Raw genomic sequence first — 20441 nt, 5'->3', positions numbered from 1 at the left:
CGGATTGTCTGACCCACCGCACTGCATATAAGGTGTCGGCAATTGAAACTGTCCTGGGAATAGCACGCAGCGCATGAAAAAAACGGCCATCAACGCCACCAAACTGCGTCCTGCACCATTGCCTGCAAACGCCATCGCTCGCCCCAAACTGCTGCAACGCCTGCAGGATGCGGCGCAGCAAGGCTGTCTGCTGACCCTTATCAGTGCGCCACTGGGCTATGGCAAGAGCACCCTGCTGACCCAATACGCCGCCAGCCTGAACGGCCACTGCGCCTGGTACCGCTGCGACGCCAGTGACAACCAGGCGCAGAGCCTGCTCGCCCATCTGCTGCGCGCCCTGCAGTTGCCCGTGCCTGATGCTGCCGACGAACCTGCGCTGTGGGCTGCGATCGTCGAGCATCTGGAGCAACGCCGTGAACGCTTCACCCTGATTTTCGATGACCTGCACCTGCTGCGGGCCCAGGCCAGTTGCCGTTACCTGGACGAGCTGCTGCTGTTCGCCCCGGCCAATCTGCATGTCATCGGCACCTGTGAAGGGCTGCCGGCGCTTGCCTTCGGCCATTTGCGGCGCAACCAGCGCCTGCACATGCTTGAAGCCAACAGCCTGGCACTGGACAGTTCGGAAACCCGCGATCTCGCCGAGGCCCGAGGGATGACGCTGGGCAGCGATGCAATCTATCAATTGCGCGCCAGCAACGAGGGCTGGATCAGTGGTGTTCTGTTCGGGCTCGGCGCCCATGACGAACGGCAAGCAGTCGAGCACACTACCCAGTTCTTCGACGAGCAAGTGCTGCGTCGCCTGCCTCCCGCGCTGCTGACCTTTCTGGAACGCACCTCGGTGGTCAACGCCTTCGACGCTACCCTTGCGACACACCTCAGCGGCAACACGCATGCCGCGCAACTGATCGGCCAACTGCAACGCCAGGACCTGTTCGTCGAGCAGCGACAAGGCGAACGCCTGCCCTACAGCTATCACCCGGTGTTTCGGCGCACGCTTTATCAGCGCCTGTACCGTCACGCGCCAGATCGCCTGTTCGAACTGCACCGCCAGGCCGCCGCCTGGCTGATCGAGCAACAGTGCTATACCGAGGCGGTTTACCAACTGGGCCGGGCCAAGGATTTCAACGCACTCCTGGCAGCCATCGAACGCTACAGTTTCGATCTGCTGCGCGAAGGTCGGGTCAATGCGATCGTCGACTTCCTCTCCGATATACCGGGTCAAAGCGGCGCCGACCATTTTACCCTGGCCATGACCCAGACCAGTACGGTCATCGTGACCAACGACATCGCGCGTGCACGCGACTGCCTGCAACAACTGCAACGGCTGCTGCAGCGCGATGAGGTACCGGAGCGCCATCCTGAACGGGTGCACCAGACGCTGGCCTTTCTGCGCAGCCGCCTGGCCGTGCTCGGTGGCAATTTCAGTCATGGCCTGGGGCTGATCGAGACGGCCCTGCAACGTTTCCCCCAGGTCAACGCGGCCACGGCGGTATTGACCTTCAACCGCGCCAGTTGCCTGTTTGCCCTCGGCCAGTTGCGCAAGGCGCGTATTGATGCCCAACAGGCCCTGAGTGAATTGCTGGCCCTGGGCTTTAGTGGTTACACCAATAGCCTGCACATGCTGATGGGCCTTATCGAGCTGGCTCAGGGTCAGGTGAGCCAGGCCGGTGAGCGTTTTCTCGGTCTTGCCCAACATCTGCCAAGCAGCGCCTCACGCAGCTTTTACGACCTGTTCCATCATCTCGGCCAGGGTTTGGTGCTGGTGCAAAACAATCGCCTCGACCAGGCCGCCCACCACTTGAACCAGGCCGAGGCGATCGCCCTCGACTTCCCCCACTGCGCCGGCCTGCCCTGGGTCTTCCACTACCAGGCCTGCCTGCACCTTGCTCAGGGCGATCTGGCTCAAGCCGCTTCCCGCCTCGACGAAGCCCGGCGCCTGGCCCGCCAGTTCCAGCTGTTTGCGTTGTATCGCCAGAGCAGCGCCTGGCGTGTGCGCCTGGCGGTGCATCAACACGACCAGGCCTTCATCCTCGATTGGCTGGAGGAATGGCACTGGTGTCGCCGCCACTATGAGGAGGCGCTGATGCCGGAAGAATGGCTGGCTTATGCCTGGGTCCAGCGCCATCTGGGGCAGCACAGTGTTGCCCTGCAGATCAGCAGCAGGCTCCAGGAGCAGGCCGCTGCCGAAGAGAACCAACGACTGCAATTTGATCTGAACATACTGCAGGCCACCCTGCATCAGGACCAGGGCGATCGCAACGCCGCCTTCGCCTGTCTGGAGCAGGTATTGCAGTCGGCCTGCACCCATGGCCTGGGCCAGTTGTTGCAACCGGAATGTCGCGACCTGGGCGAACCGTTGCGCCAACTGCTGACGCCGCAAACCCGTCGCCAACTGGGCCTCGAAGCGCCGTTGGCAATGCGCGAACAACTCAGTCAGATCCTGCGCGCGCCAGCGCCGCAAAGCGCCCGCGAAACCCACTTGCTGCTCGAGCCGCTGACCCGTCGCGAACAGGATGTACTGCGGCGCATGGCCAGCGGCCAGGGCAACCAGCAGATTGCCGACGGGCTCTATATCAGCCTCAGCACGGTGAAAACCCACATCAACAATCTGTTCCGCAAGCTCGACGCAAGCGACCGCGAAACCGCCCTGCAAGTGACCCGAGAACTCAAACTGCTGGACTGAGCTACCCCTCCACCCACCTTCCACCTGCAAATCCACCTGCAGTTGGAAGCGCACGGCTGCCTGTAATTGCTAAAAAACCAGCCATGCACTCAGCGTGAAATCTTTTCCCTGCACGCTGCTACTTTCCATCATGTCCAGGACCTCACCATGCCCAGCTACCAGGCTCCCCTGCGCGACTTGCAATTCGTCATCCATGAACTGAACGACTTTGCCAGCCACTATCAGCAGCTCGAAGGCTGCGAGGCCATTGACGCCTCGATGCTGGACGCCATCACCGAGCAAGCAGCCAGGTTCGCCGAGCAGGCAGTGGCGCCGTTGAACGCGGTGGGCGATATCCAGGGTTGCCAATGGCAGGACGGCCGGGTCAGCACGCCACCCGGTTTCAGCGAAGCGTTCCGCCAGTTTGCCGACAACGGCTGGCTCGCCCTGGAGAAGCCCCAGGCTTATGGCGGGCAAGGGCTCCCGCCATCGATGGGCAGCGTGGTCAATGACATGCTGTTCAGCGCCAACCACGCCTGGAACATGTACATCAACCTCACCAGCGGTGCTGTCAGCACGCTCTATGCCCATGGCGACGAATCACTCAAGCAGCGCTTTTTGCCGGCGCTGATCGCTGGGCGCATGACCGGCACCATGTGCCTCACCGAAGCCCATTGCGGTTCGGACCTGGGCCTGCTGCGCACCCGCGCCGAGGTGATGAGCGACGGCAGTTACCGGATCACCGGCAGCAAGATGTTCATTTCTGCTGGCGACCACGATATGACCGACAACATCCTGCACCTGGTCCTGGCGCGCATTGAGGGGGCACCGGCCGGCGTCAAGGGTATCTCCCTGTTCGCCGTGCCCAAGCGCCTGCTCAATGACGATGACAGTGCAGGCCCGGCCAACGGGGTGAGCTGTGGTTCGATCGAGCACAAGATGGGCATTCACGGCAACGCCACCTGCGTGATCAATTTCGACGGTTCCACCGGCTATCTGCTGGGCACCGCCAACCGTGGCCTGAACGCCATGTTCACCTTTATCAACGAGTCGCGCCTGGCAGTCGCCCAGCAAGGGCAAGGCCATGCCGAAGCCTCGTTCCAGGGCGCGTTGCGTTATGCCCGCGAGCGTCTGCAGATGCGTGCGGTGCCGCCGCAGAGACCGGAACTGGCCGCCGACCCGATCATCAACCACCCCGATGTGCGACGTATGTTGCTGACCCAGAAAGCCTTCGCCGAAGGTGGGCGCATGCTGAACCTGGCCTGTGCTCGACAGGTCGACCTTCTTCACCATGGCCTGAGTGAATCGGTCCGCGAGGCCGCCATGCGCCGCCTGGCATTACTGACCCCGATCGCCAAAGGCTTTCTCACTGAAACCGGCATCGAAGCGGCGCAGCTTGGCGTGCAAGTGTTCGGCGGCCATGGCTTTATCCGCGAGGCCGGCATGGAGCAGATCTCTCGCGATGTGCGTATCACCGCCATCTACGAAGGCACCAACACCATTCAGGGGATCGACCTGCTGAACCGCAAGGTCCTGGCAGACGAAGGTCGCGAGCTGGAAAATCTGTTTGCCGAGATCGAAGGCTTTTGCCTGGAGGACAACGTCCCGCCGGCACTGGCGCAGCAACTGAGCCGTTATGTGGGGCAATGGCGCGAACTGACGGGTTGGGTGCTGGATCAACGCCACAACGACAGTAACCTGGTCGGTGCCAGCGCCTTCGACTACCTGATGCAGTCCGGCTATGTCCTGCTCGGATACCACTGGCTACGCGCCGCGACCCAGGCCGAACGTCAATTGGCCGCCGGCAGCAGTGAGCACGACTTCTACATCGGCAAGCGCGAGACGGCCCGATTCTATTTTCAACGGTTGCTGCCACGCGCCGATCAACACGTCGCGATGATCAGAAGCGGCAGCGGCAACCTGATGGCGATTCCGGACGCGGCGTTCTCCCGGTAATTGGCCTACGCTGGTTCAACTCACGGCCAGCGGAGGCGAACATGACGGTGACAACCCCTTTTCTGGTGGCGCACATCCTCCTGGGCGGCATCGGGTTGCTGCTCGGGCCGCTGGCCATGCAGGCGCGCAAACGCCCCGGGGTGCATACCTTTGCCGGCGAGTGCTATCACTGGGTCATGCTCGGGGTCTGCATCACCGCCGCAGCCCTGGCGGTGTTGAGCTGGCAGCGCATTGGCTGGTTGTTGTGGGTAGCCATCGGCTCTTACGCTTTGGCGTTGATGGGTTACCTGGCGGCGAAAATGCGCTGGAAGGGTTGGTTGAAGCTGCATCTGGCCGGTCAGGGCGGTTCTTACATCGCCCTGTGCACGGCACTGCTGGTGATCAATTGGGTGACCATAACCGGGATCAGCGGCTTCGCCACGCCATGGCCGTGGCTGGTACCGACCTTGATGGGTTCACCGCTGATAGCCTGGGTGACGCGGGAGGTGGCACTGGGGCGGCGGCCCAGGCGTTAACTGTATTGCCTGCACGGACGTCATCGCTGGCAAGCCAGCTCCCACAGGGGGGCCTATCCAGGTCCACAAATGAAATGCCGAGCGCTGATCCCTTGTGGGAGCTGGCTTGCCAGCGATAGCATCACCGCACAGGATCAGAAAGACCGAGGCGACTGCATCGCTGGCAAGCCAGCTCCCACAAAAAACGCATCTCTTTGCATTACAGTATCCGTTTCGCGGTACCGAACAGGTTTACCCGTTCAAGCCGCCCCTCGCTTTCCTGCAAACGAACCGGCGCCGTCCCACCCGGCATGCGCACCTGCACCGTTCCCGCCTTCACCAGGCCGGTCAACCAGGCAGCGCAGGCCACGGCACTGGCGCTGGTGCCCGACGATTCCGTAGGCCCTTCACCGCGCTCGAATACCCTTGCTGCGATCAACCCTTCACTTTCAAGCGCAGCCCACTGCAGGTTCACTCCGCCAGGACATGGATCGCCCTCCCCTGACCCGCCATCGCTGGCGAAGGCGATACGGGTCAACCCTTCATCCAGTGGATGCGTGCGCAACTGCTGCATATCAGGCAATTCATTCGGGTCGGCAAGCAGGCTGACGCAATGCGGATTGCCAATGCGCACGAATACACTGCGGTTCCAGCGCGGATCGAGTTGGCTCAGGCGATGTACATGGCTCGTCGGTCCGGACTCCGTCACCCGCCCGTTCCGGGCACCCACGGCATCGGGACCGAAGCCTGGCGTGCCCAGATCAAGCCAGAAGCCCTGGGTGCCATTGAGCACCGCAGGTTCGAGTTGGGTGGAAACCGGTGAAGGCGAATCGCTTTTGTCATGATGGACACGCAGCGCAAAGCCTTCATTCGCAACGGTCAGTCCTTGATCGGTAAGCGCCTGGGCAAAAATGGTCAGGCCATTGCCGCTGCGCTCGGCGAAGCTGCCATCGGTGTTGACGATCAACAGGTCGAAGGGGGCTTTGTCCTGGAAGGGGCCCACCAGCAGGCCATCGCTGCGGTGAGCCTTGGCACCTTGCGGCCTGGTGCCTTCAGGCCAGTCGCAGCACGCGGCGATGGCGCGTTGAGCCCATTGCGTTCGGGTCAGGGCAGCCTGCTCTGCGGTCTCGGGCAGGACAATGCCCATCGTGCGTAATTGTTGGGGTGAGATCACGGCGTAGATATTGCCGCGTGCGTCGTAGAGGGTGGTCATTGATCTCTCGATGGGGAATTTGAACTGCCAGGCGACATGAATCGTTCCCACACTTTGCGTGTGATGCTGCGGCTACGCAACCAATCCGGTCCTTGCACAGTCTCTACAATGAAGCGCGTACAGTCACGCTCAGGGACCCTCATGAACAACGACGAAGGCAAGACCCCCGGCCTGTCGGCGGATGAACAGCAGGAAGTCAGCAAGAATCAGCCGCCGCGGGCGGCGGTGTTGCACGAGATCATCCGCACCCAGGGTGATACCGAGCTCGAACGCAGTGTTGCGGCGCTTTGGTGGTCGGCGTTGGCGGCCGGGTTGACCATGGGTCTGTCACTCATGGCGATGGGTTTGTTCAATTCGCGCCTGCCAGACGCGGAAACCGGCAAGGTGATTGCCAGCCTGGGCTACTGCGCGGGGTTTCTGGCGGTGATTCTGGCGCGCCAGCAGTTGTTTACCGAGAACACCCTGACCGCCGTGCTGCCGGTGATGACCAAGCCGACCCTGAGCAATTTTGCTCGACTGCTGCGCTTGTGGGGGGTCGTGCTGGTGGGCAATCTGGCCGGGACCTTGCTGGTGTCGTACGTGATGCTGCACCTGCCGATTTTCGACAGCAAGACCGACGCGGCCTTTCTCGATATCGGCCGCAAGGTCATGGAGAACGACGTCAAACAGATGTTTTCCAAAGGCATCGTCTCGGGCTGGATGATCGCCACCATGGTCTGGATGATCCCGTCGATGGAAAGCGCCAAGATGTGGATCATCATCCTGATCACCTACCTGATGGCGTTGGGCGACTTCACCCATATCGTCGTAGGTTCGGTGGACGTCTCCTACCTGGTCTGGGCCGGGGAAGCGAGTTGGCAGGAGTTCTGGCTGCACTTCGCCGGGCCGACACTGGTCGGCAATATCGTTGGCGGCAGCTTTATTTTCGCGCTGATCAGCCACGCGCAGATTCGTAGCGATACAGGCAAGCCGCCCGAGAAAAACGAGGCTGGGCGAGCCGACAGGCAGAAGACTAAATAGCCGGTGGTGCAGCCAATGGCGCCGGCTGCAGCACAGGCGCCAACCACCAGTGCTGCCCCGCATGTGGTTGCAGCAGGCTCACCCGTTCGCCCATCTGTGGGGTACTGAGGGGTATGCCTTGAGACGATGCCAACGCGGCAATGCGGTCGAAAGGCTCATGCCAGCTGTGCGTCGACAGATCGAAGGTCCCATTATGAATCGGCAGCAGCCAGCGCCCGCGCACATCGATATGCGCCTGCAGGCTTTGCTCGGGCTGCATGTGTACGCTGGGCCAGTTGACGTTGTAGGCGCCGGTCTCCATCAACGTCAGGTCGAAGGGACCGTATTGCTCGCCGATCTGCTTGAAGCCGTCGAAATAGCCACTGTCGCCACTGAAAAACACACGCAGGTTGTCTGCAATGATGACCCAGGACGCCCACAGCGTGCTGTTGCTGTCGAACAAACCGCGACCGGAAAAGTGCTGCGACGGCGTGGCGGCGAATCGGGCGCCATCGATTTCGGTGGTTTGCCACCAGTCCAGCTGACGCACTTTCTCGGCCGGTACTCCCCAACGAATCAAGGTGTCGCCTACGCCCAATGGCGTGAGGAAGAATTCGGTCTTGGCGGCCAGTTGCACGACCGTCTGTTCGTCGAGATGATCGTAATGGTCATGGGACAGGATGACCGCCTTGAGCGCTGGCAACTCATCGACGCTCAGGGGGGGTTGGTGAAAACGCTTCGGGCCGGCCCATTGCACGGGCGAGGCGCGCTCGACGAACACCGGATCGGTGATGAAGAAGTCATTGCCCAGTTTCAACAATACCGTTGAATGCCCCAGGCGCCAGAGGCTGTTGTCCGGTGCATCCAGCAACTGCTCGCGGGTCAGGCGCTGCACGGGAACGGGGGCCGCCGGGCGGGTGTCGGCCGGCCGGCTCAGAAACAGGAACTTGAAGCCGATGCGCAGTTTTTTCAGCAGCCCGTCTTGCGGCAGCACGGTCAGGTTGTGATAGCGCCCCTCGTAATGCCGAGAAGCGGGGGGCGCCAGGGCGCTTTCTGCAGGCAAGGATGATTGAGCCATCAGTAAAAATACTCCGGAAATCAGGGTAGCATTCGTACAGCCCCGAGATAATTTTGCGGATATTTTCCAGAATACCCCTACCCTTGACCAAGCAAAGCCATTAATCATGACAAATGATGATCAGCGCTGCGCCCCCCCTGAAATGGCTACCGCCTGTCTGATATCAACCGGCAGCCGCCACCCGCTGCCGCGCGCCCTGGGACAGCCCCCACTGCAGCGCGAAGGCCAGCAGACCGGTCAAGGGTGCGGAAAAACTCGCCAGCACACCGTCGGCCATCATCAAGCCCAACCCCAAGGCGGTGCCACCGAACCATGCCAGCAGCCCGACTGGATTGAAGTTCACGTCGCGCACTGACGCATCCGCGCGACCGCCCATGATCTGCGCCAGCGCCACCCCGACCCAGGCCACCACAAAGATCCCTTGATAACCCAGGGCCTTGAGCAGGTAGGCAAAGACGTCGGCAAGCATCAGTGCATAAACGATCGCCCCCACCACCACGGCCCAGACCAGGTACGACAGGCGCAGCCCGAAACGGGCGAAGAACGCCTGCATGTTCAGGGTTGCCAGGTAATAGTTGGCTGTATTGATCCGCGTTTGCGTGGCCCACACGAACAGCAGCCCGCCCACGCCCATCAACTGCAGGATTGCCATGACCACCGAGACTTCGTTCAGCGCGCCTTCATGGGGAATGCTGCTGACCAGGTAGATCCCTGCCGCGCCATTGAGCAGGAAGGTCACCAGGTAGAACGGCATGCCGAAGTTCCAGCGACCGTGATACTCGGCATCTTCCGGCTTGCCGAAGCGCGCATAGTCGAAGGTGAACAGCATCAGCACCCAGACGCCCATGTAGGCTGTGAAGCAGTGCCACCAACCATGGGCCACCGGCGTTTGCGGGCCGAACTCCAGCCATTGCGGCTGGTAGCCATAGCGCGCGATCGACAGCCCCACTGCCAGCAGCAGACCGCCCAGGTAGATCGGCAGCAGCACGCCATTGAACTTGTCCAGCCAGCGCTGCACGCTGCCCAGGATCAGCGGCACGCTGTACAGCACCACGATCAGTGCGGCCAGCGGATAGGCCACCTCGGGATACAGGTGGTTGACGGCCACTGCGATGACCGAGCCTTCGAACACTGCGTAGTAAATCGCCGTGGTGAAGAAGATCAGGGTCGCCAGACAAGCACCACTGTTGCCGAACAAGCGCCGGGAGAACAGCGCCACCGACTCGCCGGTGCGGATGGCGTAACGGCTGATGACTGCGTTGATCAAGCCATAACAAACCACTGAAAGCAGCATGCCGATCAAGGCATTGGCCGTGCCGTAGGCAAGGCCGAGTGAAGCACCGACAACGATATAAAACATGGCACTGCACACCGCCCACCAGGCCATGGTCAGCGACAACCGGCCCATACGGCCGGACACAGGCACCGGAACACTGGCTGGATCATGGTCGGCGTTACGAGATTGCGAAAGACCTGCCATTTGCATGAACTCCAAAGCGAATGAGAAAGCAAAAACGCGGGCAGCCGCCAGCGCACCGAAACACTGCGATGGCGTGCGGGCAAGGACTTGCCCGCGCAATGGGAAGAACAGGCTCAGGACAGGAACAGTTCGCTCATGCGTTTGAGCTTTTTCTTGTAGTGCTGGCGGGCCAGCAATGCATCTTCGAGGCTGACTTCAACGAAGTGCGCCTTCTGGTTCGGCTGCATCTGACCGATCAGGTCAAGGTCGGCGCTGATCACCGTGCCGATCATTGCGTAGCCACCGGACACCGCGTCACGGTGCAGCACTATCGGCTCCAGGCCTGCCGGCACCTGGATCGAACCGATCGGGTAGCAGCTGTCGACGATGTTCGAGGGATCTGAGCCAGCGCCGAACGGCTGTTCGCGGGGCTGGAACTGCAGCGCACTGCCACCCTTGAAGCGATAGCCGATACGGTCTGCTTCGGAACCGACTGTCCAGGGTTCGGCGAAGAAGCTTTTGGCCGCCGTCGGCAGCAGACGGTCGTAATACAGCCCCGGAACCACCCGCAGCTCGATCTCGCCACCCAGCGCCTGGCGCAGTGCCATCGGCAGGCTCGCACCGACCTTGCCCTGCCCGCTCGGCTCACCGATCGGCAGCTCATCGCCGGCCGCCAGTCGCCGTCCTTGGTAACCACCCAGGGCGCCAAGGGCGTAAGTCGAGCGACTGCCCAGCACCAGCGGCACATCGATGCCGCCGGCGACCGCGATGTAGGTACGGGCACCGATCTTCGGAAAATCGAAGCGCAGCACTTGCCCGGCGCATACCGCAAAGGCGGTGTCATGGGGCATCTGCACACCGTCCAGGCGCGCCGCCATGTGCGCGCCGCTGACGGCCACCAGGGCATCGACGGTGAACTCCAGTTCAGGCCCCAGCAGGGTGCACTCCAGTGCCGCTGCGCCTGCCGGGTTGCCGACCAGGCAATTGGCGGCGCTCAGTGCGTACTGATCCAGCGCCCCCGAGGGCGGAATGCCGAGGTGGTAGTAGCCTTCGCGGCCAAGGTCCTGGACCGAGGTGGCCAGGCCGGGTTTGAGTACCTTGATCATGCCAGCACCTCCTGCAACGTCTTGGGATAGCCCTGCGGGTCGGCCAGAAACGCGTCCAGCGAAAACTCCACCGGACGAATGCGCAGGTCGAACGTACCGGCTTCGACCTCGGCCACGGCCTGGTCATAACTGGCCCGATCGATCGGCTTGAACTGCACGATGTCACCCGGCCGGAAGAACACCATGTGCTCCTTCAGGTAGGCCAGGCTCTGCGCCGGGTCGTAGATCGGCGCCGGGGTGACGCCGAACATCTGGTAGCCACCAGCGCCACGTACCGAATAGATACAACCGAAACAGCCGCCATGGCCCAGGGTCAGCTTGGGCGTGTCGGTGCGCGGGCGCAGGTACTTGGGCACTTGCAGCTGCCGTTCGCGCTCGACCATCTGGAACATGAAGGGCAGGCCGGCGACGAAACCGACCATGGATACGAACCAGGGGGCGCCGCTGTGGGCCTGGATGAACGCTTCGACATCGGCCAGGCCGTTGATGCGTGCGGCGTATTCCAGGTCGGTGGCCGACGGGTCCTGGTGACGGTCGCGAAAACGCATCAGGGTCTCGTGGGTCCAGGGGTCGTTGTACAGTACTGGCACTTCGATGATTCGAGTCTGGATCCGGCGTTCGGCAACGGCCTTTTCCTCGACGGCTTTCACGGCCTCGAGCAGTGCCTGCGGGGCAATGCGATCCGGGTCGAAACGGACCTGGAAGGAGGCATTGGCCAGGCAGATGTCGAGCACGCCTTCAAGCTCGAGCTTTTCCAGGGCACGGGTGATGGCCATGCCGCGAAAGAAAGCCTCCAGCGACATGCTGTCGGAGACTTCGGCAAACAGGTGCTCGTCGGCACCGAAGCTGTAACGAATGGGCTGGCTCATCACTTTTCTCCGCTGCGGCGCTCGGCCAACCAGGTTTCCAGGGTGCCGGTATTGAACGCGGCGCTCTGCAGCCAGGGTTGCTCGAGCAGTTCGGCGTGCAAGGGCAAGGTGGTCACCATGCCGGTCAGGATAGTGGCGGCCACCGCTTCGCGGGCCCGGGCCAGCGCCTGGTTGCGATCACTGCCATGGACGATCAGTTTGGCCAGCAGCGAATCATAGTACGGCGGTACGCGGTAACCGGCGAACAGATGACTGTCGACCCGCACCCCCTCCCCTTGCGGCCAGCTCAGTTGCTCGACCAGGCCTGGGCTTGGGAAAAAGTCCCGGGCCGGATCTTCGGCATTCAGGCGCATTTCCAGTGCCGCGCCTTGCAGCACGATATCGCTCTGCTTCAGTCCCAGCGGCTCGCCACCGGCAATGCGCAACATGGCCTGGACCAGATCGATACCGGTAATCATCTCGCTGATGGGGTGTTCGACCTGGATCCGGGTGTTCATCTCGATGAAGAAGAACTCACCGCTGACATCGTCGAACAGGTACTCCAGGGTGCCGGCGCCTTTGTAACCCAGCGCCTCGGTCAGGCGCACCGCGCTGCCGCACAGGGCCTCCCGCTGAGCCGGGTTGAGGACGGGCGACGGTGCCTCTTCGAAAATCTTCTGGCGCCGGCGCTGCAGTGAGCATTCGCGTTCGAACAGGTGAACGGCGTGTTGACCGTCACCCAGTACCTGCACTTCGATGTGCCGGGCCTGACGGATAAAGCGCTCCAGGTAAACACCGCCATTGCCGAAGGCTGCCTGGGCTTCACGTTGAGCGCGGGGGAATTCTTCAGCCAGCTCCTGGGCATTCTGCGCCAGGCGAATGCCACGCCCGCCGCCTCCGGCACTGGCCTTGATCAGCAGTGGATAGCCGACGGACTCGGCCGCCGCCAGGGCAGCCTGCACATCCTGCAGTTCACCGGGCGAACCCGGTACCACCGGTACACCAGCCTCTTGAGCCGTGCGCCGGGCTTCGGCCTTGTCGCCCATGCGGCGAATGGTCTGGCCGCTGGGCCCGACCCAAATCGCGCCGGCTGCCTGCACGGCATCGGCGAAGTCGGCGTTCTCCGAGAGAAAGCCATAACCAGGATGCACGGCGTTGGCGCCACTGGCCTGCAGGGCGTCGAGCAGGGCCTGGGTATTGAGGTAGCTGCGATCGGCGCGGGCCGGGCCCAGCACCTGGACTTCATCGGCCAGCCGCGCGGCCATCGAATCGACATCGGCCTCGCTGCAGGCGGCGACCGTCGGTATGCCCAGGGCCTTGGCGGCGCGGATGATGCGCACGGCGATTTCGCCACGGTTGGCCACCAGTAATTTCTTGATTGCCTGGCTCATGTGCGGCCCCTCACTGGCAATCGAGGGTGGCAACGATTTGCCCGGGCTCGACCGGGTCACCGTCTTCCACCAGAAACGCGCTCACGGTGCCGGCAACACCGGCCGTCAGCTCGGAAAACTGCTTCATGACTTCGATCAGGCCGATCACGGTATCGCTGGTCACCTGCGCGCCGACTTCGACGAAAGGTGGCGAATCCGGCGTGGCGCGGCGGTAGAAGGTACCCGGCAGTGGGGTAAATACGGTTTGCTCAGCCATGTCAGTTCCTCTTGGAATAGTTGTAGAAAGGCAGGCGAAAAAAGTTGGTCAATCAGTGGTTCAAAGAGGCGCGCGCACCTTGATGCCCGCCTGGTCCAGCGCCGCGCGGGTCGCCTCGACCAATGCCAGGGCACCGGGGGTGTCGCTGTGCAGGCAGATCGAATCGAACTCGATGTCGATGTCATCGCCTTCCACGGTCTGCACCTTGCCCTGCTGGCAGGCACGCAGCACCTTGGCGGCAACCTTGGCCGGATCCAGTGCACCGACATGGCGGGTGAAGACGATCGAGCCGCTGCGGTCGTAGTCGCGGTCGGCGTAGAACTCGCGGATCACCGGATGGCCGATTTCCGTGGCAACCCGCCAGGTGGCCGAATTGGGCATGCAATAGAGCAGCAGCGCCGGGTCCAGGCGGTGCAGGGTTTCGACGAGCAGCCGGGCGGCGGCCTCGTCACGCGCCAGGTGCATGTACAGCGCACCGTGGGGCTTGATGTGTTGCAGGTTCAGACCCTGGACCCGGGCAATCTCGCGCAGGGCGCCGAGTTGATAGAGCATGTCGTCGACCAGTTCCTGAGCCGGCGCATTGATATGCCGCCGACCGAAACCGACCAGGTCGCGAAACCCCGGGTGGGCACCGATGGCCACGCCCAGGCGCTTGGCCTGCTCAACGGTACGGCGCATGGTGCTGGGGTCGCCGGCATGAAAACCGGTGGCGATGTTGGCGGTGCTGATGAAGCCCATCAGTTGCTCGTCAACACCGTCGCCGATGGTCCAGGGGCCAAAGCCTTCGCCCATGTCCGAGTTGAAATCGACTGCTTGCATTGGTGGTTGTCTCCACGTCATTGGTGCGTGGAACCTAAATTAGAATCCCCCAACCCCCTTGGGAAGATCTATTATCAGATAGCTCTCGTTCTGAAAAACAGATATCAATAGCCTTCAGGATTTCCATGTCTCTTACCCTGCGCCAGGTCCGCTATTTCGTCGCCACTGCCGAGATCGGCCAGATTTCCCAGGCCGCCATCCACCTGAACATCTCCCAGTCGGCGGTCACCACCGCGATCAAGGAGCTCGAAGCCCTGCTCGGCACGCTCCTGTTTTCGCGCTCGGCCCAAGGCATGACGTTGACCGATGCCGGGCGGCACTTTCTCAACCGCGCCTATGTGATCCTGCGCAGTGTCGACGATGCCCTGAACAGTCCCTTGCCGGACTTTCGCGCCAGCGGCCTGCTACGTGTGGCAGCCAGTTACACGGTGATCGGCTATTTCTTGCCGCACCATTTACAGCGCCTGGATCATTGGCACCCGGATGTCAGTATCGAAGTCCACGAACAGGAGCGTCAGGCCATCGAGCAAGGGCTGCTGGAAAATCGATACGACATGGCCGTGGTGCTCACGGCCAACCTGACCCACCCCGACATTGTTTCCGAAACCCTGTTCAACTCCGAACGCCGGCTCTGGCTGCCCAGCCACCACCCGCTGTGCGAACGTTCTGCGGTCACGCTGGCCGATGTGGCGCGCGAGCCCTACATCCTGCTCACGGTCGATGAAGCCGAGCAGAGTGCCATGCGCTATTGGGAACAGGCCGGGCAACAGCCCTCGGTGCGGGTGCGCACCAGTTCGGTGGAAGCGGTGCGCAGCATGGTCGCCAATGGCAGTGGCGTGGCAATACTGTCGGACCTGGTGCACCGGCCCTGGTCATTGGAGGGTAAACGCATCGAGACCGTGGGCCTGACCGATCCGGTCACGCCCATGAGCGTGGGCCTGGCCTGGCACCGCGAACATGCCTTCACCCCCGCCATGCAGGCATTCCGGGATTATTTCCATGATGCCTTCCTGACCCCACAGCAATTGTCGGCACGGCGCTGAGTTGCACGTCAGCCATGCCCGCCGTTTGCTACGCTCGTACAGCGGCGACCGATCTATCGGCATGAGGATCAGGCAATGACTCGTAAAATCGCACTTATCACTGGCGCCAGCCGCGGGCTGGGCAAGAACACCGCGCAACACCTGGCCGCCCATGGCGTCGACATTATCGGTACCTACAACAGCAAGGCCGATGAGGCCCAGGAGCTGGTCAAGTCGCTGAAAAAAGCCAAGGTGCGGGCGGTGATGCTGCAGTTGGATATCAGCAGGAGCGAAACCTTCGACGACTTCGCCGGTGAAGTGTCCAGGACCTTGCAGACAGTCTTCAATCAGCCACGTTTCGACTTTCTGGTGAACAACGCCGGGATCGGCATTCATGCGAGCTTCAGTGAAACCAGCGAAGAGCAGTTCGACCAACTGGTGAACATCCAGCTCAAGGGCCCGTTTTTCCTGACTCAGCGTCTGTTGCCGCTGATCAACGACAACGGTCGCATCCTCAACATTTCCACCGGCCTGACCCGCTTCGCCCTGCCCGGCTATGCCGCCTACGCCGCGATGAAAGGTGCCATGGAAGTGCTGACCCGTTATCAGGCCAAGGAGCTGGGTGCCCGCGGTATCAGTGTCAACGTCCTGGCCCCCGGTGCGATCGAGACCGACTTTGGCGGTGGCGTGGTGCGCGACAATCCCGAGGTCAACGAATTCATCGCCGGCAATACCGCTCTGGGTCGGGTTGGCTTGCCGGATGATATCGGTGGCGCGATTTCGCTGCTGTTGGCCGACGAAGGCCGCTGGATCAATGGCCAGCGGGTGGAAGTGTCGGGCGGGATGTTTCTGTAGGGGACCGCTTGTGGGAGCGGCCCATTCCTATTCCTGCACCTGCACACTGGCGGTCATCCCGGCACTCAAGGTGACGTCCGCCGGTACCTTGTCGAGCTTGATCCTGACCGGAATACGCTGGGCCAGGCGCACCCAGTTGAAGGTCGGCTCGACTTCAGCCAGCAACTGCGAGTCGGGCGTGGTGTTACGGTCGGTGATGCCGCGGCTGATGCTTTGCACCTCGCCGTCCATCGGCTCGCCCGCGCTCATCAACCAGACCTTGACCTTGTCGCCGACCTGGATGCGCGGCAACTTGGTTTCCTCGAAATAGGCCTGCACGTAAAAGGTCGAGTCGTCGACCAGGGCCATCACCGGCTGCCCGGCATTGACGAAATTGCCCTGGGCCAGGCGCAGGTTGGTGACATGGCCGCTGCGTGGCGCATGCACCTGGCTACGGGCCAGGTTGAGCTGGGCGACTGCAGCCTCGGCCTTGGCCTCGCGCAATTCGGCCCGAGCCACAGCGGCGGTAATCTGAGCATTCTCGCGCAACTCGGTGCTGATCGCCTGGGGCCCGAGCTGGGCACGGCGTGAGGCTTCCTCCTCGCGCAGGTGCAACTGCTGCTGGCGGGTCTCGACCACGGCATTGGCTTTTTCCAGCGCGGCTTCGAAGCGGTCACGATCGATCGACAGCAGCAGGTCACCGGCCTTGACCGCCTGGTTGTCCTGGACCTTGAGTTCGCGCACCCACCCGGACACATCCGGCGCAATGATGGTGACATCGGCACGAATACGCGCATCCCGCGTCCAGGGCGTCAGCATGTAGTACTGCCACAAGTGGACACCGGCATACACGGCGACGGCCACCAGGCAGAGCGTCACGAGGACACGTACGAAGGCACGCATGGTCAAACTCCTTACAAGGGCCCCAGCATGCTGGTGACAAGCGAAAGAATACAAACGAACAACGCGCAGTCGAACAACGCCTCGTGCCAGATCCAGCGGCTCAAGGATGTCAGGCGCAGCAACAGGCGCACGCCGGCGGTCAGCAGCAGGGCCAATAGTACATAGACCAGAAACGGGCTGAGCAGAACCCCGCCCAGCGCCCACTCACGCAACCCCATGGAGCTCCTCCTGTCGACGACACCATGCCCGCCAGCTGTGCTGCAGTTGCAGGACGGCCCCCTGGGCCAGGCGCAGGGCATCGCTGGTCGGCTGCGCCTGCAAGCTTTTGATGAATGCCTCGCTCGGCGCCTCCAGCCTATCGGCCCGATTGCCGGAAGGTCCCTGTGCCAGCACCGTTTCCAGTTGTTGAAAATAGTCGCGCTGGGGCGTTTGCAACGGCACCTGGGCAACCGCCAGGCACAGGCGCAGGTGCAACAACTCATCGCCGATATCCAGGCCGTGCAAACCATCGTCCCAATGGCTGCGTTCGGCCTCGGGCAGTGCCGAGTAGTTGCGCGCCAACTGCAACAACCGATCAGCCATGCGCCCGCCAAACCAGGTTTCGGCGCCGCGCAGATCGCGGCGCGTCAGGCGCACAAGGTCACTCTGGGTGGCGGCCCGCAGCCGTCGCCCGTGCCAGGCCGGGTGATGCAATACCAGCAACTTGAATGCCAGTACCGCCGCCCCGACGCCGACCAGCATGGCCAGGCCGCTGTTCAAAAAGGTTGAAACACTGAAGGCCATGGTGTTCAGGGGCGCCACCAGCACAATGAAATGCAGGCAGAAGGACGTGGCCGTGGCGCCGATGCGCGGATTGGCCATGCCCAGCGCAGCGAAGAACAGGGGGACCCCCATGGCCAGGCTGAGCATGGCAAAACTACTCCATTGCGGCAGTACGATCTGTCCGACAAAAAAGGCCACCGGCAGCGCCAGAAGAATACCGCGCAAAAAGCTCATGCCGATTTGTGCGCCGTTCTCGCGGCTGGCGAACAAGCTGCACACCACGCACGTCAGGATCAAACCGCCGGGCGCGGCGACCCAGGCCGTCTCCAGCCAGAACCCGGCCATTGCCAGGAAGGCCAGTGCACTGCGCGAGCCGAACAGCAAGGCCAGCGGTACATCCCGGTGCACCGCCAGGCTGTTCGGCACGTCGGCCGGCGCCTTGCCCTCCTCGACCGCTCGCAAGGCCTGGGTCGCGGCCATCGCGTTATCGAGCAGCAAGGCCAGGCGTGCCAGGCAGTAATGTTCGGTGGAACTGATGCTGTCAGCTTGCGCAGCGTCCCAGACACGCTGACGCAAAAGCAGCAGGCTCGGCGAATCCGCGTGTTCCAGTGCGGCCTGGGTTTCATGCAACCAGGGCATCAGATGCCGGGCCTGGTCCGCATCGAGTTGCTGCCATTGGCGCCGCACCGAACGGGCAATACGCAACAGGATCAGCAGCTTTTGACTGAGCCCGCGAATGGCACGGGCGCGCTCGCGACCCAGGCTGCCTTCGAACCAGGCATGTTCGCGCTGGGCATCGACCGCCACGATCCGTCCGAGTATTTCCAGCAAGCCCTTGCGCCCCTGCTCTTCCCCGATCAGCGTCGCACTGGCGGCCTGCAGGCCATTGAGCCAGGCCTGGCGAGCCTGGTCGGCCAACTGCCGCTCCACCCGCATGGGCCAGAGCAAGGCGCTGGTGACCGTGGCACAGACGATGCCCAGGCAGATCTCGGTGCAGCGCGCCACCGCCTGGTCAAAGACGATCAATGGGTGATTGACCGCCGGCAAGGCAATGATCGCCACCGTATAGCCCGCCAGCACGAAGGAATAGGACCAGGCACTGCGCAACAGGGTCGAACAGGCGGTGCACAGCGCCAGCCACAAGGCCAGGGCCAAAAGAAAGAGCCACGGCGTCTGGGCGAACACGCCGATGAACACCACCGACATGACGGTACCGACCAGGGTCCCGAGCAACCGGGCCAGGCCTTTCTGCACCACCATGCCCGACAGCGGCTGGGCGACGATGAAGGCCGTCATCAACGCCCAGGACGGCTGCTCCAGCCCCCAGCGCAAGGCCAGCCACAACGCCAGGCCGCCACCCAGCAGGGTCTTGATGGCGAACTGAAGGGCCATTTTATTCGGCGCAAGCAGGGCCTGCAGGGTGATGGGCACAGAGCGAACCTTTAAAAGCGGTTCTTTAAAGATAGTCGGGATGAGAGAGAGGGGGGGCACACCTCGTTCCCACGCTCTGCGTGGGAATGCATCCAGAGACGCTCCGCGTCACATTCGTGCATGGCGACGCAGAGCGTCTGGCACGGCATTCCCACGCGGAGCGTGGGAACGAGTGGTGCCCAAAAAAAATGGGCGACTATAAAGTCGCCCAAAATGCCTTGCGTGCTCGTTGAATCGAAAGGATCAGCCTTGCTTGCGCTTGTGCGAATCCTTCCAGATGAAAACTCCCAGGCCAGTGAAGAACAGCAGCATCAGGCCGACTGTAATCACTCCAGCGATAACCACATTATCTAAAAACATGACGGGCTCCTTCGCTTGCTCCTGTTTGATGGAGCCACTGTAGCGAACGCCGTCGGGGAGAAAATTGACCGAGATCAATAGCGCTCAGGGCTGGGCGCGAAGGATGGATGCAGAATTGACCTGCATCAATTTTTCAGCGTTTCTTGGGTTTGTTCTTCGGTTTTTTCCTGGCCTTGGCCTTGGTCAACGGCATCGCCTGCTCGAAGGCCTGGCGGACTTCGTTGAGGCGTTTTTCGTTGAGGTCATGCACACGCTTGGCGCGCTCGGCGTTGAGGTCGATCAGTTTGTCGTCTTGGCTCATGGTCGGGCACATCGGGGTCTGGTCCAATTCTGCCAGCACAGGCTGGCGGTAAGTCCTGTCAATAATGCGGGCTGAAGGGCGGGCTGACCAGTGCCGATTGATTCACGATGTCACACCGGCGCGGTGAACTGCCCTGCCCTACACTTGGATATCGACCCATAGCCCCTGGCGTGGCTCGTCGTCGATCAAGGGTGCCACCGGCACGGTTTTATCGGCGTTGACCTCATCGCCCGGCAAGGCCAGAAACTGCTCATCGTCATATTCGGCCTGCGCCAACTGCCGACGGCGTTGTTGACGGCGCTGTTCCTCGCGCAGCAACAAGGCGGCCTGCTCGGCATCGCGCTGCTTGAGGTCGACCGAACCCTCGCTGGAGCTCGGTTGTGCCGGCACCACGGGGGCGATGTCCGGGGTCGGTTTGACCGGGTCGTGTTGCGAGGTAATCGGTTGTGCACTGAGCGGGATGAGCGGCGGAAACATAGTGGGCGTTCTCCTGTCGCCTTGATGTCGGCGGGGTGCAGTACGACTTGAGCCCTGGGTCTGCAGGCAT

20 protein-coding genes are annotated in these 20441 nt (G+C 62.3%); 6 read left to right on the top strand and 14 right to left on the bottom strand.

Annotated features, from left to right (window positions below):
• Positions 1–73: 73 nt before the first annotated feature.
• From F2S13_RS02890 to F2S13_RS02880, 3 genes are all read left to right on the top strand, one after another.
• The gene (locus tag F2S13_RS02890; RefSeq protein WP_166358878.1) at positions 74–2683 is read left to right on the top strand and encodes a winged helix-turn-helix domain-containing protein; all 2610 of its coding nucleotides are present in this window, start codon (positions 74–76) and stop codon (positions 2681–2683) included.
• A gap of 147 nt (positions 2684–2830) precedes the next feature.
• On the top strand, positions 2831–4618 hold the full coding sequence (locus F2S13_RS02885; protein WP_166358876.1) for an acyl-CoA dehydrogenase C-terminal domain-containing protein: 1788 nt from the start codon (positions 2831–2833) through the stop codon (positions 4616–4618).
• Between the two features lie 41 nt (positions 4619–4659).
• Entirely contained in the window at positions 4660–5133 is a 474-nt protein-coding gene (locus tag F2S13_RS02880; RefSeq protein ID WP_166358874.1) for a DUF2306 domain-containing protein, read from the top strand.
• A 199-nt stretch (positions 5134–5332) separates the two neighbouring features.
• Here F2S13_RS02880 and F2S13_RS02875 read toward each other — a convergent pair whose 3' ends face one another.
• Positions 5333–6325 (bottom strand): diaminopimelate epimerase, encoded by a 993-nt coding sequence (locus tag F2S13_RS02875; RefSeq protein WP_166358872.1) that lies wholly within the window; start codon positions 6323–6325, stop codon positions 5333–5335.
• Positions 6326–6466: 141 nt separating this feature from the next.
• Here F2S13_RS02875 and F2S13_RS02870 point away from each other — a divergent pair, with 141 nt between their 5' ends.
• Positions 6467–7345 (top strand): formate/nitrite transporter family protein, encoded by an 879-nt coding sequence (locus F2S13_RS02870; protein ID WP_166358870.1) that lies wholly within the window; start codon positions 6467–6469, stop codon positions 7343–7345.
• Here F2S13_RS02870 and F2S13_RS02865 read toward each other — a convergent pair.
• The 7 genes from F2S13_RS02865 to F2S13_RS02835 form a co-directional block, all read right to left on the bottom strand.
• Positions 7338–8402, bottom strand: coding sequence for an MBL fold metallo-hydrolase (locus F2S13_RS02865; protein WP_166358868.1), 1065 nt, complete (start codon positions 8400–8402; stop codon positions 7338–7340). The two genes, F2S13_RS02870 and F2S13_RS02865, sit on opposite strands and share 8 nt — an antisense overlap.
• Positions 8403–8565: 163 nt before the next feature.
• Entirely contained in the window at positions 8566–9882 is a 1317-nt protein-coding gene (locus F2S13_RS02860) for a purine-cytosine permease family protein (protein ID WP_166358866.1), read from the bottom strand.
• Positions 9883–9995: 113 nt separating this feature from the next.
• The gene (locus F2S13_RS02855) at positions 9996–10967 is read right to left on the bottom strand and encodes a 5-oxoprolinase subunit C family protein (RefSeq protein ID WP_166358864.1); all 972 of its coding nucleotides are present in this window, start codon (positions 10965–10967) and stop codon (positions 9996–9998) included.
• Entirely contained in the window at positions 10964–11836 is an 873-nt protein-coding gene (locus F2S13_RS02850) for a 5-oxoprolinase subunit B family protein (protein WP_166358862.1), read from the bottom strand. The genes F2S13_RS02855 and F2S13_RS02850 overlap by 4 nt, the downstream gene beginning before the upstream one ends.
• The gene (locus F2S13_RS02845) at positions 11836–13206 is read right to left on the bottom strand and encodes an acetyl-CoA carboxylase biotin carboxylase subunit (RefSeq protein ID WP_166358860.1); all 1371 of its coding nucleotides are present in this window, start codon (positions 13204–13206) and stop codon (positions 11836–11838) included. The genes F2S13_RS02850 and F2S13_RS02845 overlap by 1 nt, the downstream gene beginning before the upstream one ends.
• Before the next feature lie 10 nt (positions 13207–13216).
• Positions 13217–13462 carry an acetyl-CoA carboxylase gene (locus F2S13_RS02840; RefSeq protein ID WP_166358858.1) on the bottom strand — a complete coding sequence of 82 codons (246 nt, stop codon included), beginning with the start codon at positions 13460–13462 and terminating at the stop codon, positions 13217–13219.
• A gap of 60 nt (positions 13463–13522) precedes the next feature.
• Positions 13523–14281, bottom strand: coding sequence for a 5-oxoprolinase subunit PxpA (locus F2S13_RS02835; protein ID WP_166358856.1), 759 nt, complete (start codon positions 14279–14281; stop codon positions 13523–13525).
• Between the two features lie 125 nt (positions 14282–14406).
• Here F2S13_RS02835 and F2S13_RS02830 point away from each other — a divergent pair, with 125 nt between their 5' ends.
• The gene (locus tag F2S13_RS02830; RefSeq protein WP_166358854.1) at positions 14407–15324 is read left to right on the top strand and encodes a LysR family transcriptional regulator; all 918 of its coding nucleotides are present in this window, start codon (positions 14407–14409) and stop codon (positions 15322–15324) included.
• Between the two features lie 75 nt (positions 15325–15399).
• A complete protein-coding gene (locus F2S13_RS02825; RefSeq protein WP_166358852.1) occupies positions 15400–16158 on the top strand; it encodes an SDR family NAD(P)-dependent oxidoreductase in 759 nt (252 codons plus the stop codon).
• Positions 16159–16185: 27 nt separating this feature from the next.
• Here the strand turns inward: F2S13_RS02825 and F2S13_RS02820 are convergent, their stop codons facing one another.
• The 6 genes from F2S13_RS02820 to F2S13_RS02800 all read right to left on the bottom strand — a co-directional run bounded on the left by F2S13_RS02820 (position 16186) and on the right by F2S13_RS02800 (position 20371).
• Positions 16186–17040: an efflux RND transporter periplasmic adaptor subunit gene (locus F2S13_RS02820; RefSeq protein WP_166358850.1), complete on the bottom strand. Its 855-nt coding sequence runs from the start codon at positions 17038–17040 to the stop codon at positions 16186–16188.
• A gap of 11 nt (positions 17041–17051) precedes the next feature.
• Entirely contained in the window at positions 17052–17258 is a 207-nt protein-coding gene (locus F2S13_RS02815) for a DUF1656 domain-containing protein (protein ID WP_166358848.1), read from the bottom strand.
• Positions 17245–19233, bottom strand: a complete 1989-nt coding sequence (locus tag F2S13_RS02810) for an FUSC family protein (protein WP_166358846.1) — start codon at positions 19231–19233, stop codon at positions 17245–17247. The genes F2S13_RS02815 and F2S13_RS02810 overlap by 14 nt, the downstream gene beginning before the upstream one ends.
• A 243-nt stretch (positions 19234–19476) precedes the next feature.
• A complete protein-coding gene (ccoM, locus tag F2S13_RS29590) occupies positions 19477–19593 on the bottom strand; it encodes a cytochrome c oxidase subunit CcoM (protein WP_281354531.1) in 117 nt (38 codons plus the stop codon).
• Between the two features lie 133 nt (positions 19594–19726).
• Positions 19727–19894 (bottom strand): hypothetical protein, encoded by a 168-nt coding sequence (locus F2S13_RS02805; protein WP_166358844.1) that lies wholly within the window; start codon positions 19892–19894, stop codon positions 19727–19729.
• A gap of 138 nt (positions 19895–20032) precedes the next feature.
• Positions 20033–20371: an aspartate-semialdehyde dehydrogenase gene (locus tag F2S13_RS02800; protein WP_166358842.1), complete on the bottom strand. Its 339-nt coding sequence runs from the start codon at positions 20369–20371 to the stop codon at positions 20033–20035.
• Positions 20372–20441 lie beyond the last annotated feature (70 nt).

Origin of the sequence: Pseudomonas akapageensis (genome assembly GCF_011355085.1) — a bacterium.
GTDB classification, from domain to species: domain Bacteria; phylum Pseudomonadota; class Gammaproteobacteria; order Pseudomonadales; family Pseudomonadaceae; genus Aquipseudomonas; species Aquipseudomonas akapageensis.
This window is presented reverse-complemented; position numbering and strand designations above follow the sequence as displayed.

Excerpts from the sequence above, each read along its gene's own strand:
- F2S13_RS02875 (WP_166358872.1), bottom strand. The coding sequence starts at position 6,325 with ATGACCACCCTCTACGACGCACGCGGCAATATCTACGCCGTGATCTCA.
- F2S13_RS02805 (WP_166358844.1), bottom strand. The coding sequence starts at position 19,894 with ATGAGCCAAGACGACAAACTGATCGACCTCAACGCCGAGCGCGCCAAG.
- F2S13_RS02860 (WP_166358866.1), bottom strand. The coding sequence starts at position 9,882 with ATGGCAGGTCTTTCGCAATCTCGTAACGCCGACCATGATCCAGCCAGT.
- F2S13_RS02865 (WP_166358868.1), bottom strand. The coding sequence starts at position 8,402 with ATGGCTCAATCATCCTTGCCTGCAGAAAGCGCCCTGGCGCCCCCCGCT.
- F2S13_RS02830 (WP_166358854.1), top strand. The coding sequence starts at position 14,407 with ATGTCTCTTACCCTGCGCCAGGTCCGCTATTTCGTCGCCACTGCCGAG.
- F2S13_RS02890 (WP_166358878.1), top strand. The coding sequence starts at position 74 with ATGAAAAAAACGGCCATCAACGCCACCAAACTGCGTCCTGCACCATTG.
- ccoM (WP_281354531.1), bottom strand. The coding sequence starts at position 19,593 with ATGTTTTTAGATAATGTGGTTATCGCTGGAGTGATTACAGTCGGCCTG.
- F2S13_RS02800 (WP_166358842.1), bottom strand. The coding sequence starts at position 20,371 with ATGTTTCCGCCGCTCATCCCGCTCAGTGCACAACCGATTACCTCGCAA.
- F2S13_RS02855 (WP_166358864.1), bottom strand. The coding sequence starts at position 10,967 with ATGATCAAGGTACTCAAACCCGGCCTGGCCACCTCGGTCCAGGACCTT.
- F2S13_RS02845 (WP_166358860.1), bottom strand. The coding sequence starts at position 13,206 with ATGAGCCAGGCAATCAAGAAATTACTGGTGGCCAACCGTGGCGAAATC.
- F2S13_RS02815 (WP_166358848.1), bottom strand. The coding sequence starts at position 17,258 with ATGGGGTTGCGTGAGTGGGCGCTGGGCGGGGTTCTGCTCAGCCCGTTT.
- F2S13_RS02850 (WP_166358862.1), bottom strand. The coding sequence starts at position 11,836 with ATGAGCCAGCCCATTCGTTACAGCTTCGGTGCCGACGAGCACCTGTTT.
- F2S13_RS02820 (WP_166358850.1), bottom strand. The coding sequence starts at position 17,040 with ATGCGTGCCTTCGTACGTGTCCTCGTGACGCTCTGCCTGGTGGCCGTC.
- F2S13_RS02825 (WP_166358852.1), top strand. The coding sequence starts at position 15,400 with ATGACTCGTAAAATCGCACTTATCACTGGCGCCAGCCGCGGGCTGGGC.
- F2S13_RS02835 (WP_166358856.1), bottom strand. The coding sequence starts at position 14,281 with ATGCAAGCAGTCGATTTCAACTCGGACATGGGCGAAGGCTTTGGCCCC.
- F2S13_RS02885 (WP_166358876.1), top strand. The coding sequence starts at position 2,831 with ATGCCCAGCTACCAGGCTCCCCTGCGCGACTTGCAATTCGTCATCCAT.
- F2S13_RS02870 (WP_166358870.1), top strand. The coding sequence starts at position 6,467 with ATGAACAACGACGAAGGCAAGACCCCCGGCCTGTCGGCGGATGAACAG.
- F2S13_RS02880 (WP_166358874.1), top strand. The coding sequence starts at position 4,660 with ATGACGGTGACAACCCCTTTTCTGGTGGCGCACATCCTCCTGGGCGGC.
- F2S13_RS02840 (WP_166358858.1), bottom strand. The coding sequence starts at position 13,462 with ATGGCTGAGCAAACCGTATTTACCCCACTGCCGGGTACCTTCTACCGC.